16 protein-coding genes are annotated in these 16,321 nt (G+C 60.4%); 13 read left to right on the top strand and 3 right to left on the bottom strand.

Annotation, left to right across the window (positions count from 1 at the left end; all coding sequences use genetic code 11):
* The 10 genes from JHD07_RS11365 to JHD07_RS11320 all read left to right on the top strand — a co-directional run.
* The coding region (locus JHD07_RS11365) for a VirB4 family type IV secretion system protein (protein WP_291622006.1) at positions 1-1,308 on the top strand (1,308 nt) is incomplete at its 5' end.
* Complete coding sequence (gene virB5, locus JHD07_RS11360; protein ID WP_024343417.1) at positions 1,305-2,027, top strand: P-type DNA transfer protein VirB5; 723 nt, start codon at positions 1,305-1,307, stop codon at positions 2,025-2,027. The genes JHD07_RS11365 and virB5, both read left to right, overlap by 4 nt.
* Complete coding sequence (locus JHD07_RS11355; protein WP_024343416.1) at positions 2,024-2,269, top strand: EexN family lipoprotein; 246 nt, start codon at positions 2,024-2,026, stop codon at positions 2,267-2,269. Before virB5 ends, JHD07_RS11355 begins: the two co-directional genes overlap by 4 nt.
* An 11-nt stretch (positions 2,270-2,280) precedes the next feature.
* Positions 2,281-3,267: a type IV secretion system protein gene (locus tag JHD07_RS11350; RefSeq protein ID WP_024343415.1), complete on the top strand. Its 987-nt coding sequence runs from the start codon at positions 2,281-2,283 to the stop codon at positions 3,265-3,267.
* Positions 3,268-3,618: 351 nt separating this feature from the next.
* Positions 3,619-4,290, top strand: a complete 672-nt coding sequence (locus JHD07_RS11345; protein ID WP_024343414.1) for a virB8 family protein — start codon at positions 3,619-3,621, stop codon at positions 4,288-4,290.
* A complete protein-coding gene (gene virB9 / locus JHD07_RS11340; RefSeq protein WP_024343413.1) occupies positions 4,287-5,138 on the top strand; it encodes a P-type conjugative transfer protein VirB9 in 852 nt (283 codons plus the stop codon). Before JHD07_RS11345 ends, virB9 begins: the two co-directional genes overlap by 4 nt.
* A gap of 11 nt (positions 5,139-5,149) precedes the next feature.
* Positions 5,150-6,295, top strand: coding sequence for a type IV secretion system protein VirB10 (gene virB10 / locus JHD07_RS11335; RefSeq protein WP_024343412.1), 1,146 nt, complete (start codon positions 5,150-5,152; stop codon positions 6,293-6,295).
* Positions 6,292-7,323: a P-type DNA transfer ATPase VirB11 gene (gene virB11 / locus JHD07_RS11330; protein WP_024343411.1), complete on the top strand. Its 1,032-nt coding sequence runs from the start codon at positions 6,292-6,294 to the stop codon at positions 7,321-7,323. Before virB10 ends, virB11 begins: the two co-directional genes overlap by 4 nt.
* Positions 7,289-9,235, top strand: coding sequence for a type IV secretory system conjugative DNA transfer family protein (locus tag JHD07_RS11325; protein ID WP_024343410.1), 1,947 nt, complete (start codon positions 7,289-7,291; stop codon positions 9,233-9,235). The genes virB11 and JHD07_RS11325 overlap by 35 nt, the downstream gene beginning before the upstream one ends.
* Positions 9,219-10,382, top strand: coding sequence for an LPD7 domain-containing protein (locus JHD07_RS11320; RefSeq protein WP_024343409.1), 1,164 nt, complete (start codon positions 9,219-9,221; stop codon positions 10,380-10,382). The genes JHD07_RS11325 and JHD07_RS11320 overlap by 17 nt, the downstream gene beginning before the upstream one ends.
* Before the next feature lie 403 nt (positions 10,383-10,785).
* On the opposite strand, the gene JHD07_RS11315 is transcribed toward JHD07_RS11320, so the two are convergent.
* The 3 genes from JHD07_RS11315 to JHD07_RS11305 all read right to left on the bottom strand — a co-directional run bounded on the left by JHD07_RS11315 (position 10,786) and on the right by JHD07_RS11305 (position 13,595).
* Positions 10,786-12,015: an ABC transporter substrate-binding protein gene (locus tag JHD07_RS11315; protein WP_024343408.1), complete on the bottom strand. Its 1,230-nt coding sequence runs from the start codon at positions 12,013-12,015 to the stop codon at positions 10,786-10,788.
* Positions 12,016-12,300: 285 nt separating this feature from the next.
* The gene (locus JHD07_RS11310; protein WP_049820511.1) at positions 12,301-12,720 is read right to left on the bottom strand and encodes a hotdog fold thioesterase; all 420 of its coding nucleotides are present in this window, start codon (positions 12,718-12,720) and stop codon (positions 12,301-12,303) included.
* Entirely contained in the window at positions 12,717-13,595 is an 879-nt protein-coding gene (locus JHD07_RS11305) for an alpha/beta hydrolase (protein WP_049820510.1), read from the bottom strand. The genes JHD07_RS11310 and JHD07_RS11305 overlap by 4 nt, the downstream gene beginning before the upstream one ends.
* Before the next feature lie 593 nt (positions 13,596-14,188).
* Between JHD07_RS11305 and JHD07_RS11300 the strand changes: the two genes are divergently transcribed.
* The 3 genes from JHD07_RS11300 (at position 14,189) to JHD07_RS11290 (ending at position 16,212) form a co-directional block, all read left to right on the top strand.
* Positions 14,189-14,788 carry a PepSY domain-containing protein gene (locus JHD07_RS11300; protein WP_024343405.1) on the top strand — a complete coding sequence of 200 codons (600 nt, stop codon included), beginning with the start codon at positions 14,189-14,191 and terminating at the stop codon, positions 14,786-14,788.
* 213 nt (positions 14,789-15,001) lie between these two features.
* Positions 15,002-15,274, top strand: coding sequence for an acyl carrier protein (locus JHD07_RS11295; protein WP_049820519.1), 273 nt, complete (start codon positions 15,002-15,004; stop codon positions 15,272-15,274).
* A gap of 455 nt (positions 15,275-15,729) precedes the next feature.
* On the top strand, positions 15,730-16,212 hold the full coding sequence (locus tag JHD07_RS11290) for a MarR family transcriptional regulator (RefSeq protein ID WP_024343403.1): 483 nt from the start codon (positions 15,730-15,732) through the stop codon (positions 16,210-16,212).
* Positions 16,213-16,321 lie beyond the last annotated feature (109 nt).

The following is a 16,321-nucleotide window of genomic DNA, read 5'->3' as shown; positions in this document are numbered from 1 at the left end:
GTGGTGGCCCGCGAAGATCTCGGCCTTGAGGCGGCCTATTGGGCGCAGCTCCCGGGGCTGTTCAAGTATCGGGCGCGAACCGGCGCGATCAGCTCGCGCAATTTCGCGGCATTCTCTCCGTTCCACACCTATCCGACCGGAAAGCCTGCCGGCAACCTTTGGGGACCGGCGGTTGCGATGCTCAAGACCGCGTCCGGCTCGCCGTTCTACTTCTCGTTCCATCACGGCGATCTTGGCAATACCTTCATCTGCGGCCCCTCCGGGTCTGGCAAGACCGTCGTGCAGAACTTCCTGCTGTCGCAGGCCGAGCGGCTCGGCGCGACTTACGTCTTCTTCGACAAGGACCGCGGGGCCGAGATCTTCGTCCGCGCCGCCGGCGGGACCTATCTGACGCTCCACAACGGCGTTGGGACCGGCTGTGCGCCGCTCAAGGCGCTGGAGCTGACGCCAGCCAATCTTTCCTTCCTGGGCGCACTCGTCCGAAAGCTTGTCACACCGGAAACCCGTCCGCTGACCGTCACCGAGGAGGAGCGGATCGACTCCGGCTTGCGAGCGCTTGGGCAGCTGCGGCAGGCGGAACGCTCGTTCGGGGCGCTGCGGGCTTTTCTCGGCCAACAGGATCGCGAAGGGATCGGCGCCCGGTTGGAGCGATGGTGCCGGGGCGCACCTTTCGGCTGGGTGCTGGATGGCGAGCAGGATGCGATCGGGCTAGAGGCCCGGTTCATCGGCTTCGACATGACCGATCTCTTGGATCATCCCACCGTTCGCACACCGCTCATGATGTACCTGTTCCATCGCGTTGAGCGCCTGATCGACGGACGGCGCCTGATCATCGACATCGACGAGTTCTGGAAGGCGCTTGGCGACGAGGCGTTTCGGGATCTCGCCAACAACAAGCTGAAAACCATCCGCAAGCAGAACGGCGTCATGGTGTTCGGCACGCAGTCACCACGCGATGCGCTGGCTTCCCCGATCGCACACACCATTGTCGAACAGTGTCCCACGCAAATCTTCCTGCCAAACGCGCGGGGAACACGCTCGGACTATGTCGATGGATTCCATCTGACCGACACGGAATTCCGCCTGATCAAGGAGGAGCTCGCGCCCGAAAGCCGACGGTTTCTCGTCAAGCAGGGCCACAACTCGGTGGTGGCGGAACTTGATCTCAGCGGTTTCGACGATGCGCTCGCTGTGCTGTCCGGACGCACGGAGACGGTCGAACTGCTGGACCGCATTCGGGCGGAGGTCGGCGACGATCCGGTCCGCTGGCTGCCGGTCTTTCACGCCGAACGGAGGACAGTCCGATGACGGCTCTGCGTATCCCGATGGTTCTCACATCCGTCTCAGTCCTGACCCTCGTGATGACATCACCTGCGGGAGCCGAGATTGTGTTCGATCCTAGCGTCTATGCGCGGCAATTCGAGCAGCTGACGGAACTGAAGAAGCAGGTCGATACCCTGACGTCCCAGCTCAAGGTGGCGCAGGACCAATTGAACCAGGCCAAGCAGCTCTATGACAGTTTCAACAAGCGGACCAACGCGAACGACATTGGCGCGCTCTTGAACACGCCGCAGTTCCGGAAAGTTCTGCCCCAACAGTTCTCCGATATCGAACGCCTTGTCGCGGGGCAGGGTGGCGGCAACTTCGCCGACGCGATGAACCATTATCTTTCGCAGAACCGCGCCTATGCCGGCAACAGCGGCAATTCGTATTATCAGAGCGAGCTCGACCGGATCGCACGGCAGACTGGCGCCAAGCACTCCATGGGCCAGGCTGTCTATGACACAGCATCGCAGCGTATCGAAGCACTCGAAGACTTGAGAACGCGCATCAGCTCGGCCACCGACGTCAAGGAGACGCTCGATCTGTCCGCGCGGCTGCAAGCCGAACAGGCGTTGCTGCAGAACGACGTGCTGCGGATGCAGGGTCTTGCAATGATACAGCAGGCCCGCACCGACATGGATGGCCAGCGGGAGCGCGAGAAACAACAGCAACTGATCGATGAAATGAGCGCGGCGCTGCAATGAAATTGAACACCTCCATTTTGGTACTCACTCTCGTCGCTGTTCTTGCAGGCTGTAACGAGGACAACAAGAGCGAGCGCACAAACACGGTCGGCTGGTACCTCGACCATCGGGACGAGCTTGCGGCGGTTCTCACTACGTGCGGCGACAATCCCGGAGAGTTCGCGAAGACGCCGAACTGCATCAACGCGAACGAGGCTCGCAACAAGATTACCGTCCAAGAGATGGAAGACGCCCTGAAGTAAGGATCGCCGCGATGGCCATAAACGTCTTTGATAGCTTTCTGAAGGAGTTCGAGCAGCCGATCACGGCATTCGTGTCGACCTCGGTATCGAATCTTGCCTCCTACATTGATGGTCCCCTCCGCACGGCCGTGATGCTCTATGTCATCTTCTACGGTTTTGCGGTGATGCGCGGCGCAATCTCCGAACCAATCATGGAATTTGCCTGGCGGGCGATGCGGATCGTGGTTGTGGTTCTGCTAGCGACCAACTCGAGCGCGTTCCAGCAATACGTCACGGGGCTGTTTTTCGATTCCTTGCCGAAGGAGATTGGCAATGCCTTGGCGGGTGCCGGGCTGAATACCAATTCCGGAGTTCCGTTCGATCAGCTTCTGACCAAAGGCATTGATGTCGCTAATAAGATCTACAAACAGGCCGGACTGACCAACATCGCACCAGCGCTGGTCGCCGCCATTCTCCTAGTCTTTGTGGCGGTGGGCTCCTTCTTGCAGTTTGCCATCCTGCTCTATGCCAAGGTTGGTTTGGGCGTTGTGATCGCGCTCGGCCCGATCTTCATTGCGCTTGGACTCTTTGAGGCCACGCGGCCGTTTACGGAAGCCTGGCTTCGGCAAGTCGCGAACTTCGTGATCCTCCTGGTCCTCGTGGTCGCTCTGGTCGGACTGATGCTAACGACTGTTACCGGCTTCATCGACAGGTTTGCGGCAAACGCCGGCACGGCTGGGGAGATGGTGGTGGCCGCTGTCGCCATCAGCGCGGTGCTCGGCCTGTCCGGTTACATCTCGCTTCAACTGCCGGTCATCGCAGGCGGCCTCGCCGGAGGTGGTGCGTCGCTGGCAAGCCGGCTCGTCACGAGCCCCATGATCGCCAACGCCACGACCGCAGCCGGCGGCGCTTATGCCGGTGCCCGCTGGTCGGCCAGCCGCGGTCTCGACGCACTCCGAGCGAGCCGGCAAGGCGGCAGTATGCGGCGCACGCGATCGCAGGGGTCCACGGCGGCGTAGGCAATCATCGTCGGTATCAGACGACAAAGACAAACAGGGGCATCAGAACGATGTGGCGTCGACTATTTATCATCTGCGTGATCGCGTTTCAGCTTGGCGGATGCGCGATCTGGTCAAAGGGACCACCGTCATGTGATGGCCAAGCTCGGCGGCCGCTCAATCGTTCGCTGTGGGATTGGGAGACCAACACGCCGTTGGCGGCACCCGAGCCGCCACCTGCGCCATCCGCTCCAGCACCAGTCATCCGCAAAGGTGAGACCAACCCGGCGGCACTCTCCTCGCAACTGGGTGCATCAGGCCACCAAGTCGACGTTGCAGCCTCTTACCGTTCCTGCGGCAAGGAGGCCTAAGATGGTCGGCCACGATGAGCTGAAAGCTTATTTCGACAATGCGCGGCGATGGGAACAGGATCTCCTGCTATCGGCCCATCGCTCGCGTCGAACAGCATGGGTGATTGCCGCGGTTGCCTGCGCGTTGGCGGTCGCCTCGGTTGGCGCAGTCGCAGCACTTGCGCCGCTGAAGACGGTCGAGCCGTTCGTGATCCGGGTCGATAATGCCACCGGCATTGTGGACACCGTCTCCGCCCTCAATTCAACGCCGGCGCGTTACGATGAAGCCGTTACCAAGTATTTTCTTGGTCGCTACGTCCGCGCGCGCGAAGGTTACAGTTATCCGGAGGCCGAAACCAATTTTCGCACCATTTCGCTACTCTCGGGGCAGGGCGAACAGGCACGGTTCGCGGTCTGGTACCGGGGCTCCAATCCCGAAAGCCCGCAAGTCGTTCAGGGCCGTTTCGGCGTTGCGACCGTGCGGATCAAGGCGATCTCGCTCCTGGCCGACAATGTCGCCTCGGTGCGCTTTATGAGAGAGAGCCGCAAAGGCGAGGAAACCCGCATCACCCATTGGGTCTCGACCCTGACGTTCACCTATGCCAACGCGCCAATGTCCTCCGCCGACCGTCTCATTAATCCTCTCGGCTTTCTGGTCTCGGAATATCGCGCCGATCCGGAGGTCGTGCCATGAAATCCTTCGCTCTCTTGATGATTTTCGCCCTCGGATTCGCGGGGCCGGCAATGGCCTTGCAACAGCCGTCACCAGGTCAACATGATGCCCGCGTGAGAACCGTGACCTACGATCCGGCCAACGTCGTCAAGGTCAACGGCGTGATTCGGGCATCAACACAGGTGTTGTTTGCCGACGATGAGGAGGTTGCGCATGTCGCGATTGGTGACGCGATTGCATGGGAGGTCGCACCGGCGGGCTCAATCCTGTTCCTTAAACCCCGAGAGAAACATCCACCAACCAATTTGCAGGTCGTCACCACGCGCCCTGACGGACGCAAGCGCTCGTATCAATTCGAGTTGTCAATTGCCGAGACGACGCTCGCGGAGAGTTACTTCGTCGTCCGCTTCGCCTATCCCGGCGACGAGATAGAGCGCCGGCGCACTGAGGCGGCCGCGCGCGGCGCCGAGCGGGAAGGCGCGCTGATCGACCAGACCTTCGACTTGCATCATGCCTATGGCGCGCGCAATTGGCGTTTTTCGGCGCAGGGATCGATCGACCTCGAGCCCGAAGCTGTTTTCGACGACGGCAAGGAGACCACGTTCCGCTTCGCAGGCAACCGCGAAGTCCCCGCGATCTATCTGATCAACTCCGACGGCTCGGAAAGCCTCGTGCCAAAAGACGTCCGCGGGGAGCTCGTGGTGGTTCATGCCACGGCGCGGGAGTTCAGGCTGCGCAAAGGCGACAACGTTCTCTGCATTTTCAACGAAGCATTCGACGCGGTGGGGATTAACCCGGGCACCAATACCACCAGCCCATCGATCGAGCGGCGGGCGAAGAAATCACCACTAACCCCAAGGCCGCGATAGGCGAGGGCGATATGACCGAACATCAAGATGAGACGATCGCCGGCGACCGCGGCATTACGCCAGTGGGCGGAGGGGACAATGGCCGAACGGCAATGCTCAAACGCGGCTTCGGTGCGCTGGCGCTCACCGCCTTTGCCGCTCTGATCATCTGGGGGACCTGGAAAGGCGATAAGCCGGTCAGCGATTCCGCCCGGAAGCTGGTGATCCGCCAGGCGGCGGCCTTCGAGCCCCTCCCGGAAGCGCCGGCCGTGCCTGTTACCACGGCCTCAATTGGAGGCGCTCCGGTCCCAGCCACGCCAGCGGCTCCGGCACCCGCCTCCGACCAGCTTCTGGAGAGCGCCCGGCGCGCGCCCGTGCTGGCCTATAACCGGCCAAGTTCTGCTGGGCGGGCGGCCCACGACAGCGTGACAGGAGGTGTCGTCACCGACTCTTACGGGTTTGGCCGGGGCGAGCCGCGCAATGACCTCGCCGACAAGCTGAAGCCCACGCCGATCGAGGGCGTGCGCGCGGCGCGGCTCCCCAACCGCAATCTGCTGGTCACACAAGGCACCTCGATCCCGTGCGTGCTGGAAACCGCGATGTCCTCGGACGTGGCCGGTTTCGTTTCCTGCGTCGTCGTGCGGGACGTGATGTCGGATTCCGGCAACGTGGTGCTGATGGAAAAGGGCACACAAGTGGTCGGCGAATATCGCGGCAATGTGCGGCGCGGATCAAAACGCCTGTTCGTACTGTGGACTCGCGCCAAAACGCCGACCGGCGTCATTGCAGCGCTGGCCTCGCCGGCGACCGATGCGCTGGGGCGCGCCGGCTTCGACGGCGACATTGACACCCATTTCTTTGAGCGGTTTGGCTCAGCACTGCTGCTGTCGGTCGTCAATGATGCCTCCTCGATCGGGCGCCAGCAGCTGCAGGACAGCTCCATCCAGATCAACAACACCACCGGCGCCACCAATACCGCCGCGGCAATCGCCGTTGAGCAGTCGATCAACATTCCGCCGACGCTGAACAAGAACCAGGGCGAACTGGTCAACATCTTTGTCGCTCGCGATGTTGATTTCTCCTCGGTCTATCAATTGCGGCGGGTCGAGACCCGCACGCAGATTTTGGACCGCACTGTTCCCGGAGGCCTCGCGGCCCCGGCCGTGGTGACTAAGTGAGCGCCGTACATTCCATCGAGCGCGATGGCAGCCGCCTCGTGCTGACGCGCTATCTCGAGCCGTTGGCGCCATTTCTGGCGGACAAATCCTTGACCGAAATCATCGTCAACCGTCCCGGCGAGGTTTTCGTGGAAGGACCTGACGGCTGGACCCGGCACGAAGCGCCAGCTTTGACGCATGCCTATCTCTCACACCTGGCGACCGCGGCCGCTGGCCACACCCGTCAAGACATAGGTCCGGAGCACCCCGTGGTGTCGACCACCCTGATCGGCGAGGAGCGCTGCCAGATCGTGGTCCCGCCGGCGGTGCCAGAAGGCACCGTCAGTCTTACCATCCGCAAGCCGTCAGGTTTGACGATGACATTGGAGACCTTTGAGCAGGCAAAACTGTTCGATGAGGTCCGTGTCGCCGATGACGAACTCACAACCGACGAGAATCGGCTCATGGCGCTGAAAGACGCCGGCGCCTGGCGCGAGTTCCTCCAGCTTGCCGTCGAAACTCGCCGCAACATCATCATTTCCGGGGCGACTGGTTCGGGAAAGACGACGCTATCCAAGGCGTTGATCGCGGCGATCCCGGCACAAGAGCGGCTCATCACCATTGAAGACACCGCTGAGCTAGTCATCCCTCATCAGAATTGCGTGCGGCTGCTTTACGCCAAGGACGGGCAGGGCGTTGCCAAAATAGGACCGCGCGAACTGCTCGAATCCTGCCTGCGGATGCGGCCGGATCGCATTCTGCTGCAGGAGCTGCGCGATGGTACGGCGTTCTTTTATCTGCGGAACGTGAACTCCGGCCATCCAGGATCGATTACAACGGTTCATGCCGACAGCGCCCGGCTCGCCTTCGAGCAGCTGACCTTGTTGGTCAAGGAAAGTGCGGAAGGCCGCGACCTGCATCGCGACGACATCCGCTCGCTGCTGCTGCTTCTCGTCGACGTCGTCATCCAGATGCGGAAGCGGGACGGTCGCTATCGCATTTCGGAGATCTACTATGACCCCGTTCGCAAGCGCGACCACCTCCGTTAAGGCGGCGCAGGGCCTCGCGGTCGCGCTCGCGGCCAGCGCACTGTTCCTGCTGGTCGCCTCCAACGTTTTGCTGCTGGGGCTCAGGCTTCACGATGGCGGCCTGCACTGGTCGGAGATCGCCACCGGCTGGCCCCGCTACGGTGCCGACCCTCGTTTCGACCGCTGGCTGACCCTGTCGAGCCTTGCCGGCGCGGTCGTCGTCTTTGGGCTGCTCGGTGCGATCTTCCGGCACCGTCCTCTCCCGCTGCACGGCAGCGCGCGCTTCGCGTCTGAACGCGAAATCAAGGCCGCTGGCCTGCGATCCAAAGATGGCGTGCTTCTCGGCCGCAAGGACGGCGCGCTGCTCTGCTTCGGCGGGTCGGAACACGTCCTGGTCTACGCTCCGACCCGGGCCGGGAAGGGTGTCGGCTACGTCATTCCGAACCTGCTCAATTGGCCAGATTCAGTCGTCGTTCTGGATGTGAAGAAGGAGAACTGGGACCGCTCGGCCGGATTTCGCGCAGCCCACGGGCAGGAGGTCTATCTGTTCGACCCGCTCGAGGAGAACGGTCGCACCGCGCGTTACAATCCTCTTGGCTACGTGCGCAGGGATCCTGCCGACCTCTATGACGATCTGCAACGCATCTCCGTCATGCTGTTTCCGGCCGAAAGCCGCGGTGATCCCTTCTGGTTCGAGGCCGCGCGGTCTGCGTTCGTAGCAATCGGCGGTTATGTCGCGGAGACGCCGGGTCTTCCATTGACGATCGGCGAAATCCTGCACCAGCTCTCCGTGGCCAGTGACCTCAAGGCACATTTTGAGAAACTCATCGCCACTCGCAAGTCCGGCCCTTCGCCACTGTCGCGGCATTGCGTCACGGCCTTGAACGATTTTCTCGCTGCGTCCGAAAACACCATGAACTCGGTGCGCAAAACCGTGACGGCACGGCTCGGTCTCTGGCTCAATCCCCGCATCGATGCCGCAACCTCGGCCAATGATTTCGATCTGCGAGAGCTGCGGCAACGGCTCATGTCGATCTATCTCGGCGTGACCCCTGACAATCTCGACCGCATGGCGCCGCTTCTGAACTTGTTCTTTCAGCAGGTGGTCGATCTCAATACCCGCGAGCTGCCGGAACAAAATCTCAAACTCAATCGCAAGGTGCTGCTGTTGCTCGATGAATTTCCGGCGCTGGGCAATGTCAACGTGCTCGCGAAATCGGTGGCGTTCATCGCCGGTTACGGCATCCGTCTGCTGACCGTGGTCCAGAGTCCGGCCCAGCTGCGGGCGATCTACGGGATCGATGCGGCCCGCAACTTCATGACCAACCATGCCGTCGAAGTGGTATTCGCGCCGAAAGAACAGGATGTCGCAAATGAACTCTCGGAGCGCATCGGCTATGACACGGTCAAAGCGCGCAGCCGCAGCGGACCGAAAGGGCTGGCAACGCGGTCGACCAGCGAGACCGTCTCCGAGCATCGGCGCGCCCTGATGCTGCCCCAGGAGCTGAAGCTTCTTCCAAGGTCCAAGGCCTTCATCCTGGGCACCGGCCTTCCGCCGATCGTCGCCGACAAGATCGTCTATTACGAAGACAAGGCGTTCCTCACACGCCTGCTACCCGCGCCTGTCCAGAATCTGCCGAAAGGTCGCTCGACAGCACTGCTTCACGCCGAGATCAACGAGCTTCGCTCCGAGGTTGCGGAGCTCCAGGCGGTATTGCGGTCGCGGCCGATGACCGACGAGGAGGTCGCCGATCCCTCCACAATTCCCGCCGACGCCTCCTTCGATTTTGGGGACGTGGATGTCGATCTCGAAGGCCTCTCTGAGGACGACCTGAAAGCCTGGACCCTGAACTACATCGACGCTCAGGTCATTCCGCCGACGCGGCGGACGGGCCGCAAGCAAAAGGGCGAGCAGCATGAACGGCGGGCATGACGCGAGCGAGGAATTCAGCCTGCAGCGGCAGCGTCGCGCGGGGCACGCTTCCGCCCGAGAAAAGGGGGAAGACGAGGCCGCAACTACAGCCCCCAACAAGCCTTCTTCCGCGGAGGTCACAGATAGTGCGTTTCCGGACCGCATCCGTCGGAAATATTACGTGGTGGCCAGTGAATTCCACAAGGATGGATCCGACCGCGAAGCGCGGCTCTATGCCGACGAGCGGAAAGAGTACCTCGCGTTCAAGACCACTGACGATCGCCTGGTCACCCGCATAGCTGCCGCAGAAGTGATCCGGGACATGGTCAGCGTGGCACAACATCGCCAGTGGGAGGCACTTCAGGTCCGTGGTTCTGTCGAGTTCCGACGCGAGGCCTGGTTCGAGGCTAGCGCGCGCGGGATGGATGTGAAGGGCTATCAACCAAGCGAGCTCGATCGCCAGGCGCTCGCTGACCGACGAATCCGATGGGATCGAGCCCAGGCCCACAACAACGAAGTCGGAGCCAGCACGCCTTCCGACAGGTCACTACAGGCGGATAGGCTCGATTACGACAAGGGCGTTTCCGGACGTCTGCTGGAGGTCGGTTATGGCCCCTACCGCAACCGCGCCGACGCGGAGCCATCAACCTATGTAGCCATCGAACTGGACAATGGCCGGCGACATCAGGTGTGGGGCGTCGGCATTGTAGCAGACGTCGCAGATAGTGGCGCCAAGCCTGGCGACCGTATCTCTCTGCGAAGAGATAACGTCGTACCCGTCATCAGGGCGATCAAGTCAGTAGACGACGCCACTGGACTCGCTCGTATTGAACAGCGCCAGATGTGGCGCAACATGTGGAGTGTGACGGTAGAGGAACGCCGTGCAGACCGACCGGCGGCCGCGTATGATTCCGACCTGCTCGCGGCCCAATCCCAGATGGCCGTCATCAACAAGCTTGTCGAACGCGCTCTGCCGAACGATGAGAATGCTCGTCACAACATTATGGCTTTCGCCAAGGAGCGCATTGCCCAGCATCTGGAGAACGGACATTCGTTTGCGCGGGCAACAGTCATGGAACCGGTTCGAGATCGTTATCCGTCGCAAGGAGATAAGGAGATCCGAGCTCAGACTGGTCAAAGCGCGAGAATGCGTGAGCGTGAGCGCTGAATTCACGAGGTCAATCAATGAGCCGAACTGGGCTTTTGGGAAAGTACCTCCGCTCGAGCCAACCCAACCGTCGCGACAATGCAGAACAAGAGAAGCAGAATCGTCACCCCAGCGGACGAGTGCGGATGCCGGCGATCCAGGTGATGGTTCGAACAAAGGGGGGACTCCCACGGTTGTTCTTGCTCGGGAGTCGGATGGCTGTGACTTACGATGGCACTGCCAACCAAGTCCAAACCCGATCAGTCACCCGTTCACCAGACCCGAGGGCCCTGGCCGTCTGAGGCTTTGCTGAGTTTACGCTTGAATTGCCCTGGAGCGCCCCACCCAGTCCCAGCGCGTTCCATTCCCCTTGACGAGCCGCTTGGCGTCTAAGCGCATGCTCGTTGCTGCGTTTTTTCGACCATCATTCTGTCGCGACGTCGCCATTGATGATGTCGCCGAACAGCTCCCACTTCTCGCCCTGAAACTTCATCAGCTGAAGCGAGCTGATCGGCGCGAAGTCGGCCGGACCGGTGTTGATTTTGATGCCGGGCAGAAGAGTGTCAGGGGTAAACTCCTTCAGGCTCGCTGCCTGCTTCATGACATTGGCGCGTGTCAGATCGTCGCCGCACATTTCAAGCACCTTCGCCAGGGTCTGGGCGGCCCCGTAGCCATAGACGTGGCCACTGTCCGTCTTGTCAGCTCCCGGCATGTACTTGTCGATGAATTCGGACCATTTCATCATGCCGGAGTCCTTGGCCCATTGCGGATCAGTTGCATCCTTGGCGTAGGCCGCAGATATCACGCCCTGAGCGTTGTCGAAGCCCGCGGGCTGCATAACGCTGCCGACTGAGGCTGAGACGTTGGTCATGATCTGCAACGGCTTCCAGCCGAGTTCGCCTGTTTTCTTGATGGTCTGGGCGCCGAACTTCGGCGTGGTGTAGATCAGCAGGACGTCGGGATTGGCGGCTTTGATCTTGACGATATGGGAGTCGATCGACGGCTCGGAAACTTCATAGCTTTCTTCCATGATGATGCTGGAGGCCTTGGCTCCGAAGCCGTCCCTGGTACCCTTCACGTAGTCCTTCCCGAAGTCATCGTTCTGGTAGAGAATTGCTACCTTCGCATCGGGCCTCTCCCTCATCAGCCATTTCGCATAGATCTGGGCTTCGCTCTGGTAGGATGGTTGCCAGCCCATGGTCCAGGGAAAATGCTTCGGATCGTTCCACTTGGTGGCGCCGGTGGCGACGAACAATTGCGGGATTTTCTTGGAATTGAGGTACTTTTGGATCGCAGTGTTCGAGGGCGTGCCGAGCGGATTGAAAACGAGGAGTACCTCGTCGCTTTCGACGAGCTTGCGAACCTGTTCGACGGCCTTCGGCGGGGAATAGCCGTCGTCATAGGTGACGAAATTGATCTTCCGACCATTGATGCCGCCGCGGTCGTTGACCATCCTGAAGTAAGCTTCTTCGGTCTTGCCGATCACACCGTAGGCGGATGCCGGGCCGCTATAGGGCATGATGTTGCCGACCTTGATCTCAGTGTCCGTGGCCCCGGTATCGTACCTCTTCTGCGCCAGCGCGGTGCACGTCGAGAGACCCAACAAGGTGAGCGCGATAGAAGCAGCGGCGAATTTGTCGGTAACGGCAGTCATTTTTATCTCCCTTTATTATCGATGAGTATCTTTTCTTGTGACGCGACGGTGCCGCATAACGTTCCGGGGGCCTCGGCGCTTGTCGCTGAGGCCAAGCACGTAGCAGGCATATCGTTTGTCAAGCCGCTGGGCGAGTCGAGCGTAGGACTTGAGGCCGGGATCCCGACCCGAGCACCTAAGGGTAAGTTGCTGTGGCACCGGAGCTTCTGACCGCGATCAGCTTGTTGGCTCTGACGCAAAGCGAATGGCATCTTGGTCAAGCTCAAACAACGGCGCATTGTCAGCCTAGCCACCAACATAAGCGCCTCTCCCGCTCGCCAGGAGGGCGCCGTCACCACTGACGATTCGTGTTGCGGCAACGCTCATTTGACGCCCAATTTTGACAGGTCGGCCAATCGCGCGCAGCGCGCCGGGTGTTGCAGGTCGGTGGAAGTCCACGTGCAGATCAATGGTCGCGCGCGCTGTCCCTCCAAATGCGAGGATCGTGTACAGCCCCGTCAGGTCGATCAATGCAGAAAGAACGCCGCCATGCGCGGAAGCGATCTTAGGATTGGACACAATCTCGTCGCGCCAAGGCATTTCGAGGATCAGCTCATCCCGGGTTAGGGTAACCAGATTGATGCCCAGCCAGCGATGGAAGGGCGCGACCTGCAGGCGCTCCCGCAATTGCTCGAGATCGTAAGGCTTGGTCTGCTCCGAACTCACCGGGCCACCTCAGCCCCGTGCGTACGAACCAGAAATTCAACGATGGCCTGGCCAAAGGCGTCGTTCTGATCTCCGACCACCATATGTGTGGCGTCCGCAATGTCACTATAGTGGGCGTGTGGAACCAGGCTCCTGAAATGGGCCACGGCCTCGGGCGAGACCAGATCACTTGACCCTCCCCGGATCAGGTGCACCGGCAAGCGCAATCGTGAAGCTGCCGCGCTAAAGGCCGCACGTCGATGATCGATGAGTTCGACGTCCGTTATTCGGGCCTGCATCACGCCTTCGATGAATGCGGGATCCCAATGCCAGTAGTACCTCCCGTTTTCCCCCAGACGAAGATACCGCTGAAGCCCCGGCGAAGCCTTCCGGCTTTGCCGATGCGGCAAGTATTGGGAGATGACCTGCGCGGCCTCCTCGGGCGAGGCAAAGCCTTCGCGCGCATGCGCGGCCATAAAGCCGACCACCCGGGCCACACCTTCTGGTTCCATTTGCGGGGTGATGTCGACCAGTGTGAGCGATGCAAAGCTCTCAGGGCTAAGCTCGCCCGCGGCGATAATGCCTGCCAGCCCTCCGAGGGAGGCGCCAATCAAGGCCGGCTTTCTTGTGCTCGCGTTAGCGATGGCCACAAGGTCACTTGCAAAATCGCGGATATCATAGGCTCCGTCCTTAGCCCAGAAACTGTCGCCATGCCCTCGCATGTCGATTGCGACTGCGCGAAATCCTTGGCTTGCCAGAAGTTTTGAAATCCCCTTCCAGGCGCGACGCGTCTGCCCTCCGCCGTGCGCCAGGACGACTGGGAAGGCCTGCTCACTCCCTTCGATCGAGGCCGCAATCGGGTGGCCCTGGTACCCAGCAAGCATCGTCGGCGTCATGTAACTACCCGGTACCAGGGAATTGTTGCTCGACTAAATGATCCGCAAAGGACCTCAACATCACTTTCCTCCATCGCCCCTTAGCCATGCCGACTTGGTTCGAACTGCCAAATCTTTCGAACGTTGTGCAACGCACTTATCGCGATCTTTTCGTCCCAGATTGCTCATCCTCCTGGCAAGTGGAAGCGCTTTGCGTTGATTGTAAACATCCAGCCTGGCTGAATTGCTGCAAAACAGGGATTGGTGGAGGGCAGCATCATACAAAAAGGATATACATAAGGCTGAGGATAGCGAGGGCTATCCCGAAGGCCAACCCAGCGCCAACTAGCGCGGATATTGGCGCCGAGCTTGATCCAGCTTTCTGGTTCATGAGGGCGTCCCGCATCCCGTCCGCCTATTCTTATTTGCACGATGGACGAAGCGAGCGCCGCATCCAACGCGCGACAGTTTTAAGCCGTCTCCAAATAACAATAGCGCGTTTTGCTTAAACAAGCAAGCTTATGATAGTCTTGCATACAAGACATCGCGATGCAGCGAGCCCGCGGAAGCAGTTGGCTAGATGGGTAAGGGCTCGATCATTACGGATATGGCTGATGTCAAAGACAATCCAGTATCTCATTCCTCTCCTGCCGCTCGTGGCGTGCTCGCCGTCGCAGGCGATCGTTTGGTCCGACGCAACGACGCTTCTCTTGCAGGATCAAGCTGCAGTTCAAGTCGACAAAGAGGATGCCGACAATGATGCGGCTAGACGTGAACTCGAACTCTTCCGCGAAGCCAAAGTGTCATTGCGGCGGGCGATCGCGATCGCGCAGCAACTGCACGCGGGGTCGAGAGCTGCGGATGTCACCTTCGATAGCTCGTCGGGGTCTGCCGTTTACAAGGTAAGAACGACCCGTAAAGCTCGGATCTGGGAAAATGCAATCGACGGGAAGACCGGAGAGGTTGCGGGCCATGAAACCGTCATGTCCCTCGAGAATCTGGATACTGAGGATCGGAATAACTTCGTCGCCCTGGAGAGCGTTCGGCTAAAATTGTCGGACGCCGTGCTTATCGCGGAGAAGGCCGCAGACGGAAAGGCGATTGGCGCAAGTCTTCTGAACAACGATGGTAAGCTGCAGTTCCTCGTCTTGATCGTTAGCGGCAACCACTTGAAGGAGGTTATTCTCGAATCGCCCGGAGCAAGGAGTCCATGATCGCTCTCTTGCCTTCCCTATGATCCGGCTCCGTGGTGCGGCTAAACGTCCTCATCAGTCGGCGTTAGTCGTCGACATCGCAATAACGGCGGATCCGAGGCGCGTGGCCCACTTCAGCGTCGATCAATGTCCCGTGGGCTTCACCGCGGCTTTCATTTGTGGCGGCTACAGGGAACCGCTTCCTCCCTTGACGCGTTTTTGGAATACGCGGCAATGTTCGATGGTGCCGGATCGGGGACCCCAGCCGTGGATAGCCTTAGCCATCGGATCAGAGAAATAGTTGGCCGGCATTTGAATGTTGCGCCGGAAAAGATCACCGACTCGGCGCGGTTTATCGAGGATCTGGGTGCCGATAGCCTTGACACAATTGAGCTCATCATAGCCTTCGAAGAGGCCTTCGGCTGCGAGATTCCCGACGAGGTCGCAGAGTCGATCGTCACCGTGGCAGACGCGAGGCAGTATCTTGAAGGCAAAGTAAAGACGTAGTCAGTTATGCCTACGGCGGGCGTTGCGTAGGTGGGCCGATGGGGATCGATCGCCCGCGGTCGCGTATCCTCCTTTGGTTTGCGGCAATTCGTTGCGAGGCGACGCCTTGCGAGGTTGCACTGCCATCGTTCCCTTTGCCGAACACCACCGTAGGATCGCGTATCGATCCTCCTGCTTTGCGCGCAACCAAGGGCTTCACCGCAGGCCGGCGTCCGGCAGCGGCGACCCAATCGGTCTTGGCCGAGCGCCTGACCACCGCCAGAGCGCCCATCGCGAGCCGAGAATGATCGACAAAATTGTTGCTGAGCAGACGTCTGTCACCGCCAGCGCACTATCGCTCCTGACTCCATTGGCTCTCATCCAGCCTGGACATCCTGGCATTTTGTATGGCGCCGGCGCTTGACTGCTATATATGAGCTAGCTTATAATATATTAAAGTTATGGAGATTGAACTTATGAGCCGCGGTTCTGTAGACCAGAATTTTCTGTTTACTCTCGCCGAGCTGACACGCGTCCTTCGCGTGTATGCAGACAAGGAAGCCGCGCGGTTTGGCATCACCCGGGCGCAGTGGGCGGTCCTGGCCAAGGTGGAGCGCAACGAGGGCATGAGCCAGGCGGAACTTGCCGATCAGATGGAGATGCAGCCGATCACGTTGACGCGGCTGGTTGACAAGCTGTGCGAGAGCGATTGGATCGAGCGGCGGGGGGATGCAAACGATCGTCGCATCAAACGGCTTCATCTTCGGAAAGCTGGACGTCAATTGCTCGGCAAATTGAGCGGTCTGCGATCCGAACTCACGGCGACCGCGCTCGACGGCATTCTCCCGGCGGACGCCCACCGTCTTTTGACACAACTGGAAGCGATCAAGGAAAACGTGCGCAACGCAATTCAAAATGCTGGAGCCGAGCAGGTACGCAAGGAGCCGCGCTATGGCTGATCAGGTCGTCAAATTCGCGCCTGAGCAGAAGGCCGCGCCCGACGGCAAGCCGACTAGGAAGGTCGCTGCCGAACCGCGCCGCCGTATGATAGCGGGTCTGCGCCGTTAT

The sequence above is a fragment of the Bradyrhizobium sp. genome, from assembly GCF_016462955.1.
Classification (GTDB): domain Bacteria; phylum Pseudomonadota; class Alphaproteobacteria; order Rhizobiales; family Xanthobacteraceae; genus Bradyrhizobium.
Note: the sequence above shows the minus strand (reverse complement) of the source record. Positions and strands in the feature narration are given on the sequence as shown.

Coding starts and splice junctions, on each gene's coding strand:
- virB5 (WP_024343417.1), top strand. CDS start 1,305: ATGACGGCTCTGCGTATCCCGATGGTTCTCACATCCGTCTCAGTCCTG.
- JHD07_RS11355 (WP_024343416.1), top strand. CDS start 2,024: ATGAAATTGAACACCTCCATTTTGGTACTCACTCTCGTCGCTGTTCTT.
- JHD07_RS11350 (WP_024343415.1), top strand. CDS start 2,281: ATGGCCATAAACGTCTTTGATAGCTTTCTGAAGGAGTTCGAGCAGCCG.
- JHD07_RS11345 (WP_024343414.1), top strand. CDS start 3,619: ATGGTCGGCCACGATGAGCTGAAAGCTTATTTCGACAATGCGCGGCGA.
- virB9 (WP_024343413.1), top strand. CDS start 4,287: ATGAAATCCTTCGCTCTCTTGATGATTTTCGCCCTCGGATTCGCGGGG.
- virB10 (WP_024343412.1), top strand. CDS start 5,150: ATGACCGAACATCAAGATGAGACGATCGCCGGCGACCGCGGCATTACG.
- JHD07_RS11325 (WP_024343410.1), top strand. CDS start 7,289: ATGACCCCGTTCGCAAGCGCGACCACCTCCGTTAAGGCGGCGCAGGGC.
- JHD07_RS11320 (WP_024343409.1), top strand. CDS start 9,219: ATGAACGGCGGGCATGACGCGAGCGAGGAATTCAGCCTGCAGCGGCAG.
- JHD07_RS11315 (WP_024343408.1), bottom strand. CDS start 12,015: ATGACTGCCGTTACCGACAAATTCGCCGCTGCTTCTATCGCGCTCACC.
- JHD07_RS11305 (WP_049820510.1), bottom strand. CDS start 13,595: ATGACGCCGACGATGCTTGCTGGGTACCAGGGCCACCCGATTGCGGCC.
- JHD07_RS11300 (WP_024343405.1), top strand. CDS start 14,189: ATGTCAAAGACAATCCAGTATCTCATTCCTCTCCTGCCGCTCGTGGCG.
- JHD07_RS11295 (WP_049820519.1), top strand. CDS start 15,002: ATGTTCGATGGTGCCGGATCGGGGACCCCAGCCGTGGATAGCCTTAGC.
- JHD07_RS11290 (WP_024343403.1), top strand. CDS start 15,730: ATGAGCCGCGGTTCTGTAGACCAGAATTTTCTGTTTACTCTCGCCGAG.